The sequence below is a fragment of the Mesorhizobium oxytropidicola genome, from assembly GCF_056174625.1.
Genome location: NZ_CM149692.1, coordinates 1,120,432 through 1,137,024, shown reverse-complemented (window position 1 = coordinate 1,137,024; position 16,593 = coordinate 1,120,432). Strand labels below are relative to the sequence as shown.

Here is a 16,593-nt window from a genome sequence, read left to right as displayed (position 1 = left end):
GTCGGTTCTGTTCTTTATTCGCCGAGCGCGTCTTCGAGCAAGGCGGCGAGCTGGGCAAGGTGCTTGGACATCAAGCCGGTCGCCGGCGACGCGGCCGCCGGCCGGCCGGTGTAGCGCACCCGCTGATGCTTCGCGTCGATATGTGCCAGCACCCATTCCAGATACGGGTCGATGAACGACCAGGCACCCATGTTCTTGGGCTCCTCCTGGCACCACACCATCTCGGCGTTGCGGAAACGTGACAGTTCGGTGATCAGCGCCTTGGCCGGGAACGGATAGAGCTGTTCGACGCGCAGCAGATAGATGTCGTTGATGCCGCGCTTCTCGCGCTCTTCATAGAGGTCGTAATAGACCTTGCCCGAGCACAGCACGACGCGGCGGATCTTGCTGTCCTTGGTGAGCTTGATCGCCTGGTTGGGCAACAGCTGGGCGTCGTCCCACAACAGCCGGTGGAACGAGCTTTCGCCCGAGATTTCCGGCAGCGTCGACACCGCCCGCTTGTGGCGCAGCAGCGACTTCGGCGTCATCAGGATCAGCGGCTTGCGGAAGTCGCGCTTCAGCTGCCGCCGCAGGATGTGGAAGTAGTTGGCCGGCGTGGTGCAGTTGGCCACTTGCATATTGTCTTCGGCGCAAAGCTGCAGGAAGCGCTCGAGCCTGGCCGAGGAATGTTCCGGACCCTGGCCTTCATAGCCATGCGGCAACAGGCAGACGAGGCCCGACATTCTGAGCCACTTGCGCTCGCCTGACGAGATGAACTGGTCGAACACCACCTGGGCGCCGTTGGCGAAGTCGCCGAACTGCGCTTCCCACAAGGTCAGCGCCTTCGGTTCGGCCAGGCTGTAGCCATATTCGAAGCCCAGCACCGCCTCTTCCGACAGCATCGAGTTGATGACTTCGTAGCCGGCCTGTGCCGCCGAGAGGTTGTTGAGCGGGATGTAGCGGGTCTCGTCGCGCTGGTCGTAGAGCACCGAATGGCGCTGCGAGAAGGTGCCGCGCTCGGAATCCTGTCCCGACAGGCGGATCGGATTGCCGTCGAGCAGGATGGCGCCGAAAGCCAGCGCCTCGGCCGTCGACCAGTCGATGCCTTCGCCGGACTCGATCGCCTCGCGGCGGTTTTCGAGGAAGCGGATGATGGTCTTGTGCGCCTCGAAACCCTTCGGCACCTCGGTCAGCTTCTTGCCGATTTCCTTCAGCACCTTGACCGGCACGGCGGTCTTGCCGCGCCTTTGTTCGTCCTGGTTGTCGGCCGTGCGCAGGCCAGACCAGGCGCCATCGAGCCAGTCGGCCTTGTTGGGCTTGTAGTGCTGGCCGACTTCCCATTCGGATTCCAGATGCGCGCGCCAGTCGGCCTTCATCTGGTCGAGTTCGGCCTGAGTGATGTGGCCCTCGGCGATCAGCCGCTCGGCATAGATCTGCACCGTCGTCTTATGGGTGCGGATGTTGCGGTACATGATCGGCTGGGTGAAAGCCGGTTCGTCGCCCTCATTGTGGCCGAAGCGGCGATAGCAGAACATGTCCACGACCACCGGCTTGTGGAACTTCATGCGGAATTCGATCGCCACCTTGGTGGCGTGGACCACGGCTTCCGGATCGTCGCCATTGACGTGGAAGATCGGCGCCTCGATCATCTTGGCCACATCCGACGGATAGGGCGACGAGCGCGAGAAGCGCGGATTGGTGGTGAAGCCGATCTGGTTGTTGATGATGAAGTGCAGCGTGCCGGCGACGCGGTGGCCGCGCAGGCCCGACAGGCCGAGGATTTCGGCGATCACGCCCTGGCCGGCGAAGGCGGCGTCGCCGTGCAGCAGCAGCGGCAGCACCTTGGCCCGCTCCTCCAGCGGCACGATTTCCTCGCGGCCGCGGCCGAACAGATAGTCCTGCTTGGCGCGCGCCTTGCCCATCACGACGGGATCGACGATTTCCAGGTGCGACGGGTTGGCGGTCAGCGACAGATGCACCTTGTTGCCGTCGAACTCGCGGTCCGACGAGGCGCCGAGATGGTACTTCACGTCGCCCGAGCCTTCGACCTCGTCGGGGGCGGCCGAGCCGCCCTTGAACTCGTGGAAGATGGCGCGGTGCGGCTTCGCCATCACCTGGGAAAGCACGTTCAGCCGGCCGCGATGCGCCATGCCGAGCACGATCTCCTTCATGCCAAGCTGGCCGCCGCGCTTGATGATCTGCTCCAGCGCCGGGATCAGGCCTTCGCTGCCGTCGAGGCCGAAGCGCTTGGTGCCCTTGTATTTGACGTCGATGAACTGCTCGAAGCCTTCCGCTTCGACCAGCTTCTGCAGGATCGCCTTCTTGCCGGTGGCGGTGAAGGAGATTTCCTTGTCGGCGCCCTCGATGCGCGCCTGGATCCAGGCCTTCTCCTCGGGATCGGAGATGTGCATGAATTCGACGCCAAGCGTCGAGCAATAGGTGCGGGTGAGGATCTCCAGCATCTGCCGGATGGTGCCGAATTCGAGGCCGAGCACATTGTCGAGGAAGATCGGCCGGTCGTAATCGGCTGCGGTGAAGCCGTAATTCTCCGGCGACAATTCGTTGTAGTCCTCGAGCGGCTTGGCGATGCCGAGCGGGTCGAGATTGGCGTGCAGATGGCCGCGCATGCGGTAGGCGCGGATCATCATGATGGCGCGCACCGAATCGCGCGTCGCTTGGTGCACGTCGGCATCGGAGAGCACGACGCCGTTGGTGACCGCCTTGTCCTTGACCTTCTTCTCCAGATGCTTCTCGACAATGCCCGAATTGCCGTCGAGCGCCGACACCAATTCGCCATTGGCCTGCAGCGGCCAGGAGGGCTTGGCCCAGGAAGCGCCCTTGGCATTCCTGCGCACATCGCCGGCATCGTCCTTCAGCCCGGCAAAGAACTCCTGCCACTCCGGATTGACCGATTCCGGGTCGTCCTCATAGGCGGCATAGAGCGCGTCGATGTAATCGGCGTTGCCGCCATAGAGGAATGAGGTGAGCGAAAATTGGTCGTTGGCCTGATCTTGTCTTGCCATGTCGTTTCAGCGGAGCCGCGCTCCGTCTCCTGTTGGAGCGAATAGGGAGTAGCGAATAGCGAGTAGGGATTTCCCGTGCTCGCCTCGTTACCCTGTTCTTCCCTATTCGCTATTCACTACTCGCTACTCACTTTAACCCTTGATCGCCTCGACCAAGGTCGTACCCAGCCGTGCCGGCGAGGGCGATACTTTTATCCCGGCCGATTCCATCGCCGCGATCTTGTCCTCGGCGCCGCCTTTGCCGCCGGAGATGACCGCGCCGGCATGGCCCATGGTGCGGCCGGCCGGCGCCGTGCGCCCGGCGATGAAGCCGGCCATCGGCTTCTTGCGGCCACGCTTGGCTTCGTCCTTGAGGAACTGCGCGGCGTCTTCCTCGGCCGAACCGCCGATCTCGCCGATCATGATGATCGACTTGGTCTCGTCGTCCGCCAGGAACATCTCGAGCACATCGATGAACTCGGTGCCCTTGACCGGGTCGCCGCCAATGCCGACGGCGGTGGTCTGGCCGAGGCCGACATTGGTGGTCTGGAACACGGCCTCATAGGTAAGAGTTCCCGAGCGCGAAACAACGCCGACCGAGCCCTTGCGGAAGATGTTTCCGGGCATGATGCCGATCTTGCACTCGTTGGGGGTGAGCACGCCCGGGCAGTTCGGGCCAATCAGTCGCGAAGTCGAGCGGTCGAGCCGCGCCTTGACCTTGATCATGTCCATCACCGGAATGCCTTCGGTGATGCAGATGATCAGCGGTATCTCCGCCTCGATCGCTTCCAGGATCGCTTCGGCGGCACCGGCCGGCGGCACATAGACGACCGACGCGTTGGCGCCGGTCTCTTCCTTGCCCTCGGCGACGGTGGCGAAAATCGGCAGGCTCTCGCCCTTCGACCCGGTCCAGGTCTCGCCGCCCTTCTTGGGATGGATGCCACCCACCATCTTGGTGCCGTGATAGGCCAGCGCCTGTTCGGTGTGGAACGTGCCGGTCTTGCCGGTCAGGCCCTGCACCAGCACCTTGGTGTTCTTGTCGACGAGAATGGACATCGGAGCCCTTTTCTAAAGACTGTTGATCGAGGAAGGCGAGACGCGCCGGTAGACGCCGCTCACCATGTCTTGCCAGCCATCGCTGCCGGCGGGTTTGAAATGCAGTCGCATGCGGTAGGTGTCGGCATTGTCAAAAATATACGTCACGCGTGCGGAGCCGCGCGGCGACGATCGCTCCAGATTGAGCTCGCTGCCGGTCCACGTGCCTGTGGCCGGCGAGGCCGGCACGAAGCCCATCGAGTCGAACTGATGCATGGTGACGACGGCATTTTGCTGGTCGAAGCCGAACACGCTGTGCGCGCCGAAGGAAATCGTGCCGTCGCGGCGCTGGCGATAGCGTTGCACCACGAACAGGCCGCCGAACTGAGCCTCTGCCAGCACTTCGGAAGTCGCCGGGCCGCCGTCGGCCCATTGTGTGTCCGCCACCTCTTCTTCGCCGCGCCACGCGCCGACCAGCGCCTGCAGGCGCTGGTGATCGGCGGAAAGCGATGAGAAGGACGCAGCGTTCATCGGTCAGAGCCGCTTCAGATCGGTGACGGTGAGATCGCTCTTGGCGTTGCCGGTGTTGAGCGTCGTCGACGGCTCGAACATCAGCACCACAGGCTCGGCGGTGAGCGAACGCGGCCGGTGCTCGACACCGCGCGGCACGACGATGAAATCGCCCTCGCCAAGCTCGACCGGCCCGTCGCGGAAATCGATAGCAATGCGACCGCGCAGCACGAGGAAAGCTTCGTCCTCATGATCATGCGCATGCCAGTCGAAAATCTCGCCGAACTTGGCAACCTTCGCCTGGCTGTCATTGACGTCGCCGGCGATATGCGGATCGAAGACCTTCTTGATCTTCGCGTCCGCCGCCTCGACGAGGTTTATCTTGCGCGGGGGCACAGGCTCAGCCCTTCACCGCCGCCACGATCTTCTTGGCCGCGTCGTCGAGATCATCGGCCGACACGACGTTGAGGCCGCTGTCGTTGATGATCTTCTTGCCAAGCTCGGCATTGGTGCCTTCGAGGCGCACCACCAGCGGCACTTTCAGGCCGACTTCCTTGACCGCGGCGATGACGCCCTCGGCGATGATGTCGCACTTCATGATGCCGCCGAAGATGTTGATCAGTATGCCTTTGACGGCCGGATCCTTGGTGATGATCTTGAACGCCGCCGTCACCTTCTCCTTCGACGCGCCGCCGCCGACATCGAGGAAGTTGGCGGGCTCGGCACCATAGAGCTTGATGATGTCCATCGTCGCCATGGCAAGGCCGGCGCCGTTGACCATGCAGCCGATATTGCCGTCGAGCGCGACATAGGCGAGGTCGTATTTCGACGCCTCGATCTCCTTCTCGTCCTCTTCGGTGGTGTCGCGCAGTTCGAGCACGTCCGGGTGGCGGAACAGCGCGTTGTTGTCGAACGACACCTTGGCGTCGAGCACGCGCAGCCGGCCGTTCTTCATGACGATCAGCGGATTGACCTCGAGCAGGCTCATGTCCTTCTCGACAAAGGCCTTGTAGAGGATCGGGAACAGCGTATCGCCGTCCTTGGCCGCGTCGCCGTCGAGCTTCAACGCGCCGTTGAGCGCCTTCAGATCGGCTGATGTGACGCCCTTTTCCGGGTCGATGGCGACGGTGATGATCTTTTCCGGCGTGTCGTGGGCGACCGCCTCAATGTCCATGCCGCCTTCGGTCGAGACGACGAAGGCGATACGGCCGACCGAGCGGTCGACCAGGATCGACAGATAGAGCTCGCGCTCGATGTCGGCGCCGTCCTCGATATAGAGGCGGTTGACCTGCTTGCCGGCCGGGCCGGTCTGCTTGGTCACCAGCGTGTGACCGAGCATCTCGTTGGCGTTGGCGACGACGTCGGCGACCGACTTGGCCAGCCGCACGCCACCCTTGGCGTCGGGCGACAGTTCCTTGAACTTGCCCTTGCCGCGGCCGCCGGCATGGATCTGGCTCTTCACCACATAAAGCGGGCCGGGCAGCGCCTTGGCGGCGGCTTCCGCCTCGCTTGCCTTGAACACCGGCACACCTTCGGCCACCGGCGCGCCAAAGCTCTTCAGCAGCGCCTTGCCCTGATATTCATGGATGTTCATTGGGAACGATCTCCAAGTCTTTTTTGCCGGGGTTGTCTTTTGGCTGGGGTTTACTTCGAGGCGAGCTGCGGCGCGATCTTGACGCAGGCCTCGGTCAGGCCCTGCACGGTCGCCACAGAGCTGTCGAACATCTTCTGTTCGCTCTTGTTGAGGTCGATCTCGATGATGCGCTCGACACCGCCGGCGCCGATCACCACGGGAACGCCGACATAGGTGCCCTTGACGCCATACTGGCCGGAGAGGTGGGCGGCACAGGGCAGCACGCGCTTCTTGTCCTTGAGATAGGCTTCGGCCATCTGGATCGCCGAGGCGGCCGGTGCGTAATAGGCCGAGCCGGTCTTGAGCAGGCCGACGATCTCGGCGCCGCCGTCACGGGTGCGCTGCACGATCTGGTCGAGCTTTTCCTTCGAGGTCCAGCCCATCTTGACGAGGTCGGGCAACGGAATGCCCGAGACCGTGGAATAGCGGATCATCGGCACCATGGAATCGCCGTGGCCGCCAAGCACGAAGGCGGTGACGTCCTCGACCGAAACCTTGAATTCCTCGGCCAAGAAATAACGGAAGCGCGCGCTGTCGAGCACGCCGGCCATGCCGACGACATGGGTCTTGGGCAGGCCGGAAAACTTCTGCAGCGCCCACACCATGGCATCGAGCGGATTGGTGATGCAGATGACGAAGGCCTTTGGCGCGTACTTCTTCAGACCGGCGCCGACCTGTTCCATGACCTTGAGGTTGATGCCGAGCAGGTCGTCGCGGCTCATGCCTGGCTTGCGCGGCACGCCCGCGGTGACGATGCAGACGTCGGCACCCTCGATGCCGGCATAGTCGTTGACGCCGGTCAGCCGGGAGTCGAAACCATCGACCGGCGACGACTGCGCGATATCGAGCCCCTTGCCTTGCGGAATACCCTCGGCGATATCGAACAGAACCACGTCGCCGAGGTCCTTGAGGCCGATCATGTGGGCCAGCGTGCCGCCGATCATGCCCGAGCCGATAAGCGCTATCTTGTTGCGTGCCATGTGAGGATATTTTCCCTTTGTCTGTTACGGTGCCTCAAGTCTTTAGCGACTTGATGACGGCATCGAGGAAGAGGCCGGAATGCTGCGGAAACCCGTGAGATTTCGCCGCACCCAATAGCCCCGGTGCAAGATAAATTCAAACGATTATTTTGGAGTGAGCATTTTCAATCGGTTAGATGGTTTGGGATTTACGTAAACGTCAAAGTTTGTAAGCCGACTTGGGAGAATTTACACAATGACCGTGTCAATCAGAAGGTGATGACGCCCTTGTGATGCCGGTTGCCGAGGATGTGTTCGACGAGCCGGTCAGGCCAGATCGATTGGCAGCCTATCTCAGGCAACCAGGCCATTTCATGATCGTGGCCTTGGCTGACAGCCTGATTGTCGGACAATGCGCGGCGGTGATCCACCGCCATCCCGACAAGGTCAGCGAACTCTACATCGACGAGGTCGGCGTATCGCCCGCATTCCAGCGCCAGGGCATTGCGCGAAAGATGCTCGACGCGATGTTCGCGATCGGCAGGGAGCATGGCTGCGAAGAGGCCTGGGTCGGCACTGAGCCAGATAATCTCGCGGCCCGAGCGCTCTACGAATCGCGCGATTCAGTGGCCGAGCCGTTCGTGATGTACGTTTACAGGCTCTAGACCATGCAGATGGGTCGCTTTGCGGCCACGACAACAAGGAGTTTAGCCATGACCGAAACAGAACCTCTCATTCTGCGTCGCTGGTCATCCATCATCCGCACACAGGATCGCGCTGCCTATGCCGCCTATGTTGGGAGGACCGGGGGCCTCGATTACGCGGCCACGACAGGCAATCGCGGCTTCCAGATGCTTATGCGTGATCGTGGCGACGGCACGACGGAGATCGTCACGTTGAGCTGGTGGTCATCAATGGACGCCGTCCGAGGCTTTGCCGGCGACGCGCCGGAACTGGCCCGCTACTACCCGGAAGATGATCGCTATCTCCTGGAGAAATCCGAATTCGTCGATCACTACACAGTTGTAGCCGGCAGTTTGCCGACCGCCTGAAGGGTTCAGGCTCTGGCGACGGGAGGCTCGCCGTACCGGCCTTCCGGTTCGGTCGCCTTCGCCTTCCGCCGCTCCGCCCAGTCTTCCAGCCAGTCGCGGCTCTGCATCTCGATCAATCGCGATGCCGTGCGCTCGAACTCGAACACCTCGACGCCGCGCTTGGCGAGATAAAGCTCCTGCGGCGGGGCCTCGGCGCTCACCACCAGGCGCATATGGTGGTCGTAGAGCGTGTCGATCAACAGGATGAAACGCTTGGCCTCGTTGCGCTTGCCTTCGCCCAACACCGGGATGTGATCGATGAAGACAGTCGAGAAGCGCCCCGCAATGGCCAGGAAATCGCGTGCGCCGAGCGGTTTTTCGCAGAGATCGGCGAAGGAAAACCGCGCCGCATCGCCGGCCGCGGCCGGCACCACCACTGGCCGGCCCTTCAGGGTCAGCGAGGTCGCGGCTGTCGGCGCGCCGCGCGTCATCGTCCGCCAGGCCTCATCGAGCACCCGGTCGGCCGCGTCGTCGGCCGGCGTGACATAGACCGGCGTTCGGGCGAGCTTTTCCAGCCGGTAATCCTTGTCGCTGTCGAGCGACAGAATGTGGGTGTGCCGTTCCAGGATGCCTATGAACGGCAGGAACAGCTGGCGATTGAGCCCGTCGCGGTAGAGATTTTCCGGCGCCACGTTCGAGGTGGCGACCAGTACCACGCCATTGGCGAACAGCGCCGAAAACAGCCTGGACAGGATCATCGCGTCGGCGATGTCGGTGACCGAGAATTCGTCGAAGCACAGCACCCAGGCCTGCTCGGCCAGTGCCTTGGCCACCGGCGGGATCGGGTCATCTTCCTTGGCGTCGCCATTCTTGCGCGCCTGCCGGTGTTTCTGGATGCGGTCCTGCACATCGGCCATGAAGTCGTTGAAATGGACGCGGCGCTTGCGCCGGACTGGCAGCAGCTCGAAGAACATGTCCATCAGCATGGTCTTGCCGCGACCGACGCCGCCATGGATGTAGAGACCCCTGACGATGTCCCGCGTCTCGCGCTTGCGGGCGAACAGCCAGCCCAGCGCACTCGATTTGTGCGCCAGCCGTTTGGCCGAGATTTCATCGGTCAGCCGGTCGAGCGCGGCGGCGATGCGTTCCTGCGCCAAGTCGCGTTCGACCGCGCCGGTTTCCACCAGATGGTCGTAGCGCTGCCTGACGGTCGCATGGGTCTGGAGGCCGTCACGCAGATGCATCGGTCACGTCGTTGTTCAGAACAGGATGCTCCGGGGAGGACTAGGTGTGTTGAGATTCAGGTCAGGCCGAGTCGAGAATGGCGGCTTTCGAGAACCGGAGCGGAAACCCGCCGTTCGCAGGCCGGCATCACCTGAATATCGGCATATCTGGCTTACCTTGTAAGCGAAATCGGCTGCCCGTTGGAAGTCTGGCCATCGAATTTCGAGCCGCCCGAGGAATAGAGCCGCGCCAGCGAGCCGCCATTCTCATCATAAAGCGTCAGCTGCTTGCCGGCGACGTTCCACGATTTGATGCCGTCGATCGGTGCCGGGCAATGCAGCGGCCCGGCGCGGAAGCCGGCGCCGAACTTCGTCTGCGGCGTCGCGATCTTGCAGTTCTGGCCGGAAACGCTGGCGTTCCAGACGCCAGCGACGGCTGCCGCGTTGAGATCCGAGGCGCCGGCGGGCGCCGCGCCGTCAGGCGGCAAGGACGCAACCTGCGTGTTTGCCGGTGCGGTCGGGAATTTCGACGGGTCGGTGGTTCCGGGCGCGGCCGGCGGCGGCAGCTGGTTGGAGGTCACCTGGCCGGCCGGCGCCGGCTGCAGCGGCGCCGGCTGCTGGTCGTCCATCGACGAGAAGCGTGTGGTCGAGCAGCCACTCGCAACGAGCGCAGCCAGCGATACGGCCACCAGACCGCTTTTCGAAAAATTCATTACAACCTCCGTCGGATCCGGCTTGGGGGATGCCGTCCGCGCAATATCACCCTCCACCAAGATGGAGAAGGTGGCGAAATTTCAACCCGATATGGTTAAAATAGGGTTTGCGGCAAGATTGTTGCAAATTTATCGCAATCTCGACCTGCCGTATCTGCCTCGTCGCTCAAGTCCGGGGATCTCGGCCACTACAGCGCTCGTTTCCGCTTTCGCCCCGCAAATGCTTGCGCCAACCGGCTCAGAACCTATGTCTAGCTGCCGGAATCCGCTGGAGCACAGACCTTGGTCGCGAGAAGAGAGCCACCAACCGCTATTACAGCGGTCCGCCCAGCGACCATTTCGATGGCACCTTGTTTTTCAATCCCGGCGGCCAGATGCCCGGCCGCTTCACCGATCTGCTGAAATGGCAGTTCAACGGCCAGCGCGCGAAATGGCCGGCGACCAGTCCGAGCCTCTTTCCGCAGGTAAAGCCGGCCGCGCGGGTAGACGGCTCTGATCTGATCGTGACCATGGTCGGTCACTCCACGCTGCTGATCCAGACCGCCGGGCTGAACATCCTCACCGATCCGGTCTGGTCGCAACGCACCTCGCCGTTTTCCTTCGCCGGGCCAAAACGCGTCAATCCGCCAGGCATCGCCTTCGGCGACCTGCCGCCGATTGACCTCGTGCTGGTCAGCCACAACCATTACGACCATCTCGACCTCGCCACGTTGAAGCGGTTGAAGGAAAAGCACGATCCGCTGGTGGTGACGCCGCTCGGCAACGATGTGCTGATCCGGGAGGCGGTTCCCGATATGCGGCTGTCGGCGCATGACTGGGGTGACAGGGTCGATATCGGCAATGGCCTTTTTATCCACATCGAGCCGGCGCATCACTGGTCGGCGCGCGGCGCCCGCGACCGCCGCATGGCACTGTGGGCCGGCTTCGTCATCGAGACGCCGGGCGGCAAACTCTATTTCGCCGGCGATACCGGCTTCCACGACGGCATCAACTACCGGCTGATGGCGGACAAACATGGCGGCTTCCGCTTCGCCATCCTGCCGATCGGCGCCTATGAGCCACGATGGTTCATGGCGCCGCAGCACCAGAATCCCGAGGAAGCGGTACAAGGCATGAAGCTGTGCAAGGCCGCCTTCGCCGCCGGCTGCCACTGGGGCAGTTTCCAGCTCACCGACGAACCGATGGACGAGCCGGCCCGCAAACTGGCAGAGGCGCTCGAGGCAGAGGGGCTGCCACAGGAGCGCTTTCGCGCCTTGCGGCCCGGCGAAATCTGGGACGTCCCGGAGATCGAGCACGGCTGAAGTGCGCATTGGCCATTTACGGCACCATCATTTTCGCCGATGGTCCGGCCAGCAAAAAAGGGGACCTGAGATGAAATCGATCGTTGCAGCACTGATGGCACTGGCAATTTCGGCGCCGGCGGCCTTCGCGGGTGAAATCGCCGATCGCGCCGCCGATGCCGAAAAGGCGCTGCAAGCGGGCGACGGCGCCGGCGCACTGGAGAAATTCCACAGCGCCGAGGAGGCGCTGTGGCAAGCGATGCCGCTCGCCGTGGAGAACGTCAAACAGGTCGATTCGGCCGGCGGCTTCGGCATCTACAGCGAGCGTGCCAATCACATCTACAAACCCGGCGAGAAGGTCGTGCTCTATATGGAGCCGGTCGGCTATGGCTATGGCTCGGACGGCCTCGGCAACAGCCAGATCGCGCTTTCCGTCGACCTCACCGTGCTTTCGGACACGGGCGAAGCTTTGGGCACCTTCGAGAAGATCGGCAGCGTTCAGGTCGCTTCCCGCTCGCACAACCGCGAACTGTTCTTCAAACTCGACCTGTCCCTCGATGGCCTGCCGGCAGGGAAATACAAGTGCAACTTCCTCATGCATGACCAGAATTCGACCAAGACGGCGCCGTTCAGCACCGATATCGAGATCGCCGGCTAATGCATGTCGCCCAAAAGTGATCTCGGTTTTGGGAGAACGACATGCAGAGATCTGGAGAACGACATGCAGAGATCTAAAGCGCGTCGCATGAATCCGTTTCAACGCGACGCGCTTTAGGCATCGTTCTCGTCATCTTCCTGCTGGTGGTGCTAGGCATCTTTGCCGTGACCTAAGTCCGGCATCTCCGCCGTGACTAGGTCCGGCACCTTCGCCGTGACTGAACATGCCTGCGCACTGGTAATTCCCGCCCGTTTCCGCCATATAGCGCCAAACAGACACGGAATTTCGCGGAGCAATGGCAAGCACTGCCCCTTTCGCCAAGATGAACGGCATCGGCAACGAGATCATCGTTGCCGATATGCGCGGCCGTGCCGATCAGGTAACGGCGGCCGCCGCCCTTGCGCTGAACGGAGATGCCGCGACCCGCTTCGACCAGATCATGGCGATCCATGATGCGAAGACAGCAGGCACCGCCTACTATGTCGACATCCTGAATTCCGACGGCACCAGTGCACAGGCCTGCGGCAACGGCATGCGCTGCGTCGTCCAGGCGCTCGCCGCCGAGACCGGGCAAAAGACCTTCACCTTCGAAACCCGCGCCGGCATTCTCAATGCCAGGGAACATGCCGATGGCTCGATCTCAGTCGACATGGGTATCCCACATTTCGGCTGGCAGGAGATTCCGCTGGCCGAAGAATTCCGCGACACCCGCATGATCGAATTGCAGATCGGCCCGATCGACGCGCCGGTGCTGCATTCGCCTTCCGCTGTCTCGATGGGCAATCCGCACGCCATCTTCTGGGTCGACCGCGACGTCTGGTCCTACGAACTCGAACGCTTCGGCCCGCTGCTCGAAAACCACCCGATCTTTCCCGAGCGCGCCAACATCACCATCGCCCAGGTGACCTCGCCCGAAACCATGATCATCCGCACCTGGGAGCGCGGCGCCGGCCTGACCAAGGCCTGCGGCTGAGCCGCTTGCGCATCCGTGGTCGCCGCGGCCCGCACCAGGCGCACCGGCCGCAGCGTCAACCTTTTGACCCCCGGCGGCGGCACGCTGCATGTCGAATGGCGCGACGATGACCACGTCATCCTGACGGGTGCGGCCGAATGGGAATTTTCCGGCAGTTTCGATCCCTCGACCGGCGCCTGGGCCCGCGACACCGAAAGCGCGGCCTGATGTCGGTTGCTCTGTCCAAGAGCCCTGATGTCGACGGCTCCCTTTCCGATGCCCCCAGCCGCATTGACGTGGTGACCTTCGGCTGCCGGCTGAACACCTATGAATCTGAAGTGATGCGGCGCGAGGCCGAAAGTGCCGGTCTCGGCGCGCTGCAAGGTGGCGCCGTGATCTTCAACACCTGCGCCGTCACCGGCGAGGCGGTGCGCCAGGCCAGGCAGGCGATCCGCAAGGCGCGCCGTGACAATCCGCAGGCGCGCATCATCGTCACCGGCTGCGCCGCCCAGACCGAGCCTGAAAAATTCGCCACCATGGACGAGGTCGATCTCGTCCTTGGCAATGAAGAGAAGCTTAAGGCGCATTCGTACCGCGCGCTGCCGGATTTCGGCGTCAACGACACCGAGAAGGCCCGCGTCAACGACATTTTTTCGGTGCGCGAGACGGCCTCTCACATGGTCGACGCCATCGAGGGCCGGGCCCGCGCCTTCGTCCAGGTGCAGAATGGCTGCGACCATCGCTGCACTTTCTGCATCATCCCTTACGGCCGCGGCAATTCGCGCTCGGTGCCGATGGGCGCCGTGGTCGAGCAGGTCAAGCGGCTGGCCGGCAACGGCTACGCCGAGATCGTGCTGACCGGCGTCGACATGACCAGCTTCGGCGCCGATCTGCCGGGGGCGCCCAAGCTCGGCCGACTGGTCAAGACCATTCTGAAACAGGTGCCCGACGTGAAGCGCCTGCGGCTATCCTCGATCGATTCGATCGAGGCCGACGAGGATTTGCTCGACGCCATCGCCACCGAACCCAGGCTGATGCCGCACCTGCATCTGTCGCTGCAATCCGGTGACGACATGATCTTGAAGCGCATGAAACGCCGCCATCTGCGCGACCAGTCGATCCGCTTCTGCGAGGACGTGCGCAAATTGCGCCCTGCAATCGTCTTCGGCGCCGACATCATCGCCGGTTTCCCGACCGAGACCGACGACATGTTCGAGAACTCGCTAAAAATCGTCGAGGAATGCGGCCTGACCCACCTCCACGTCTTCCCGTTTTCACCGCGCGAAGGCACGCCCGCCGCGCGCATGCCGCAGGTCCGCCGCGAGGTGGTCAAGCAGCGCGCTGCCCGGCTGCGCGCCGCCGGCGAAGCCGCGTATCGGCGCCATCTGTCCTCGCTGCCCGGAACGCGCCAGTCGATCCTGATCGAGCGCGATGGGCTTGGCCGCACCGAAGGTTTCACGCTCGCCGCGCTCGGCACGGGCGCGCCGGGCGAGATCGTCGAAGCGACAATTACTGGCCACGATGGTATCAGGCTGACCGCAGCCCCGCTTGCCGCACGCGCCGCCTGAGAAACGCAAAGCATGGCTGGTTTTTTCAAGAAGATATTTTCGTTCGGCAAGAAAGAGGTCGTCGAGGAGCGCGTTGACGAGACCGCCCCGCTGCCGCCCATCAAATGGGACCAGCTCGATGCGCTGAAGCCGGCAGCCGAACAGGTCGTTCCGGAGTTCTTGAAGCGCGACGAGGCGCAGCCTGAGGCGGAACTTGCGCCGATAGCGCCGACCGAGCCAGAACCAGCACCCCACCCTCCCCTCGATGGGGAGGGTCGCCACGAAGTGGCGGGGAGGGGTGACAGCGCCGACGCCGGCGCCAGTCACCCCCACCCCCAAACTATGCTTGGGACCTCCCCCATCGAGGGGGAGGTAAAGGGCGCGCCTCAGCCGGCGCCCGAAGAGCCAACACCCGAGCCCGCGCCGACCATTCCGGCTCAGCCGGAGCCGGCCGTTCCGTCTGAACCGGAACCGCTGCCTGAGCCGGCGCCGGTCGAGGAGCCGGCACCCGCGCCACAGCCTCCGGAGCCGCCGGCACCCGCGGAAATTCCGCTTCCCCGGCCGCTCCGGAACCCGTCCCTGAGCCGCAGCCGCAAGAAGTCCCGGCTCCCGCGCCAGCCGAGCCGGAGATTGCGCCGCCGCGTCCGGAAAGGCAGCCGGAACCGGCGCCGATCGAAGTGCCCGCGCCACCCGAGGTTCCAACGGAGACGCCAACACCGATCGAGGTGCCGCCACCGGCTTCACCTGTCGTGCAGCCAACTTCCGAGGCTAGCGCCGCCCCTCATCCGCCTGCCGGCACCTTCTCCCCGTATAAAGACGGGGAGAAGGAAGAGCTCCTCACCCTCCCCTCGATGGGGAGGGTCGACGCGAAGCGTTGGGGTGGGGTGATGGCGCCGACGCTGGCGCCAGTCACCCCCGAGCTACGCTCGGGACCTCCCCCATCGAGGGGGAGGTAAAGCCTGCACCGGTCGCGCCGCAGCCTGTCATCGCTGAGGTCGCGCCCGAGCCGCATCCCATCCCGCCACCGGCTCCTCAACCCTTGCAGGAGCCGAAACCCGCTGCCGGCAAGGTGATCGTCACCAAGAAAGTCGAGCAGAAGGCAGAGCCGGTGAAGGCGCCGGAGCCGGCGCCGAGGCGCTCCTGGTTCCAGCGCATGCGGGACGGGCTTGCCCGCTCGTCGCGCGAGCTGACCGGCAACATTGCCGGCGTCTTCACCAAGCGCAAGCTGGACGAGGAAACGCTGCAGGACCTGGAAGACGTGCTGATCCGCGCCGACCTGGGGATGGAAACTGCGCTTCGTATCACCGACGCGCTGGCCGCCAGCCGCTACGGCAAGGACGTCTCCGATACGGATGTCCGCACCGTCATGGCGGCCGAGGTGGAGAAGGTGCTGACCCCGGTCGCCCGGCCGTTGGAGCTCGACCTCTCGCACAAGCCGCATGTCATCCTGGTGGTCGGCGTCAACGGCACTGGCAAGACGACGACCATCGGCAAGCTGGCGGCCAAACTGACCGACGGCGGCCTGTCGGTGATGCTCGCCGCCGGCGACACGTTCCGCGCCGCCGCGATCGAGCAATTGAAGATCTGGGGCGAGCGGACGAAATCGCCGGTCATCGCCTCCAAGATCGGCGCCGATGCTGCCGGCCTCGCTTACGACGCCTTCGAACGAGCAAAAGAAGCCGGCTCCGACGTGCTGATCATCGACACCGCCGGCCGCCTGCAGAACAAGACCGAACTGATGGCGGAGTTGGAAAAGATCGTTCGCGTACTCGGCAAGCTCGATCCGGAAGCGCCGCACACCGTGCTGCAGACGGTCGACGCCACCACCGGCCAGAACGCGCTCAACCAGGTCGAAATCTTCCGCAACATCGCCGGCGTCAACGGCCTGGTGATGACCAAGCTGGACGGCACGGCGCGCGGCGGTATTCTGGTGGCGATCGCGGCAAAGCACAAATTGCCGGTCTATTTCATCGGCGTCGGCGAACAGGTCGACGACCTCGAACCTTTCTCCGCAAGCGAATTCGCCAGGGCGATCGCTGGAGTGGCTTGAAACAAGACATGATCTCTTGAA

14 protein-coding genes and 1 pseudogene are annotated in these 16,593 nt (G+C 63.5%); 7 read left to right on the top strand and 8 right to left on the bottom strand.

The features are described from left to right. Positions 1-14 precede the first annotated feature (14 nt). From AC0V8S_RS05560 to mdh, 6 genes are all read right to left on the bottom strand, one after another. The gene (locus AC0V8S_RS05560) at positions 15-3,002 is read right to left on the bottom strand and encodes a 2-oxoglutarate dehydrogenase E1 component (protein WP_475437085.1); all 2,988 of its coding nucleotides are present in this window, start codon (positions 3,000-3,002) and stop codon (positions 15-17) included. Between the two features lie 132 nt (positions 3,003-3,134). After that, on the bottom strand, positions 3,135-4,037 hold the full coding sequence (gene sucD, locus AC0V8S_RS05555) for a succinate--CoA ligase subunit alpha (RefSeq protein WP_183464328.1): 903 nt from the start codon (positions 4,035-4,037) through the stop codon (positions 3,135-3,137). A 12-nt stretch (positions 4,038-4,049) separates the two neighbouring features. Continuing rightward, positions 4,050-4,547: a DUF1579 family protein gene (locus AC0V8S_RS05550; protein WP_183464329.1), complete on the bottom strand. Its 498-nt coding sequence runs from the start codon at positions 4,545-4,547 to the stop codon at positions 4,050-4,052. Positions 4,548-4,550: 3 nt separating this feature from the next. Beyond that, positions 4,551-4,922, bottom strand: a complete 372-nt coding sequence (locus AC0V8S_RS05545) for a cupin domain-containing protein (RefSeq protein WP_475437084.1) — start codon at positions 4,920-4,922, stop codon at positions 4,551-4,553. A 4-nt stretch (positions 4,923-4,926) separates the two neighbouring features. Next, complete coding sequence (gene sucC, locus AC0V8S_RS05540) at positions 4,927-6,120, bottom strand: ADP-forming succinate--CoA ligase subunit beta (protein ID WP_183464331.1); 1,194 nt, start codon at positions 6,118-6,120, stop codon at positions 4,927-4,929. 50 nt (positions 6,121-6,170) lie between these two features. After that, the gene (gene mdh, locus AC0V8S_RS05535) at positions 6,171-7,139 is read right to left on the bottom strand and encodes a malate dehydrogenase (protein WP_183464332.1); all 969 of its coding nucleotides are present in this window, start codon (positions 7,137-7,139) and stop codon (positions 6,171-6,173) included. Between the two features lie 320 nt (positions 7,140-7,459). Here mdh and AC0V8S_RS05530 point away from each other — a divergent pair, with 320 nt between their 5' ends. Next, positions 7,460-7,783: a GNAT family N-acetyltransferase gene (locus tag AC0V8S_RS05530; RefSeq protein ID WP_475437083.1), complete on the top strand. Its 324-nt coding sequence runs from the start codon at positions 7,460-7,462 to the stop codon at positions 7,781-7,783. 48 nt (positions 7,784-7,831) lie between these two features. After that, positions 7,832-8,170, top strand: a complete 339-nt coding sequence (locus AC0V8S_RS05525) for a hypothetical protein (protein WP_475437082.1) — start codon at positions 7,832-7,834, stop codon at positions 8,168-8,170. Positions 8,171-8,175: 5 nt separating this feature from the next. Here the strand turns inward: AC0V8S_RS05525 and zapE are convergent, their stop codons facing one another. Together zapE and AC0V8S_RS05515 are read right to left on the bottom strand one after the other, a co-directional pair. Beyond that, positions 8,176-9,393 (bottom strand): cell division protein ZapE, encoded by a 1,218-nt coding sequence (gene zapE, locus AC0V8S_RS05520; protein WP_475437081.1) that lies wholly within the window; start codon positions 9,391-9,393, stop codon positions 8,176-8,178. 152 nt (positions 9,394-9,545) lie between these two features. Beyond that, positions 9,546-10,085 (bottom strand): protease inhibitor Inh/omp19 family protein, encoded by a 540-nt coding sequence (locus AC0V8S_RS05515; protein ID WP_475437080.1) that lies wholly within the window; start codon positions 10,083-10,085, stop codon positions 9,546-9,548. Between the two features lie 350 nt (positions 10,086-10,435). Between AC0V8S_RS05515 and AC0V8S_RS05510 the strand changes: the two genes are divergently transcribed. The 5 genes and pseudogenes from AC0V8S_RS05510 (at position 10,436) to ftsY (ending at position 16,572) form a co-directional block, all read left to right on the top strand. Beyond that, complete coding sequence (locus tag AC0V8S_RS05510) at positions 10,436-11,386, top strand: MBL fold metallo-hydrolase (protein WP_475437079.1); 951 nt, start codon at positions 10,436-10,438, stop codon at positions 11,384-11,386. 70 nt (positions 11,387-11,456) lie between these two features. Next, positions 11,457-12,023 (top strand): hypothetical protein, encoded by a 567-nt coding sequence (locus AC0V8S_RS05505; RefSeq protein ID WP_183464338.1) that lies wholly within the window; start codon positions 11,457-11,459, stop codon positions 12,021-12,023. A gap of 295 nt (positions 12,024-12,318) precedes the next feature. Further along, positions 12,319-13,203 (top strand): annotated as a pseudogene (dapF, locus tag AC0V8S_RS05500) (diaminopimelate epimerase). Beyond that, a complete protein-coding gene (gene mtaB / locus AC0V8S_RS05495) occupies positions 13,203-14,543 on the top strand; it encodes a tRNA (N(6)-L-threonylcarbamoyladenosine(37)-C(2))-methylthiotransferase MtaB (RefSeq protein ID WP_183464340.1) in 1,341 nt (446 codons plus the stop codon). Before dapF ends, mtaB begins: the two are co-directional and overlap by 1 nt. 1,048 nt (positions 14,544-15,591) lie before the next feature. After that, a complete protein-coding gene (gene ftsY / locus AC0V8S_RS05490) occupies positions 15,592-16,572 on the top strand; it encodes a signal recognition particle-docking protein FtsY (RefSeq protein ID WP_210308081.1) in 981 nt (326 codons plus the stop codon). Positions 16,573-16,593: the final 21 nt, after the last annotated feature.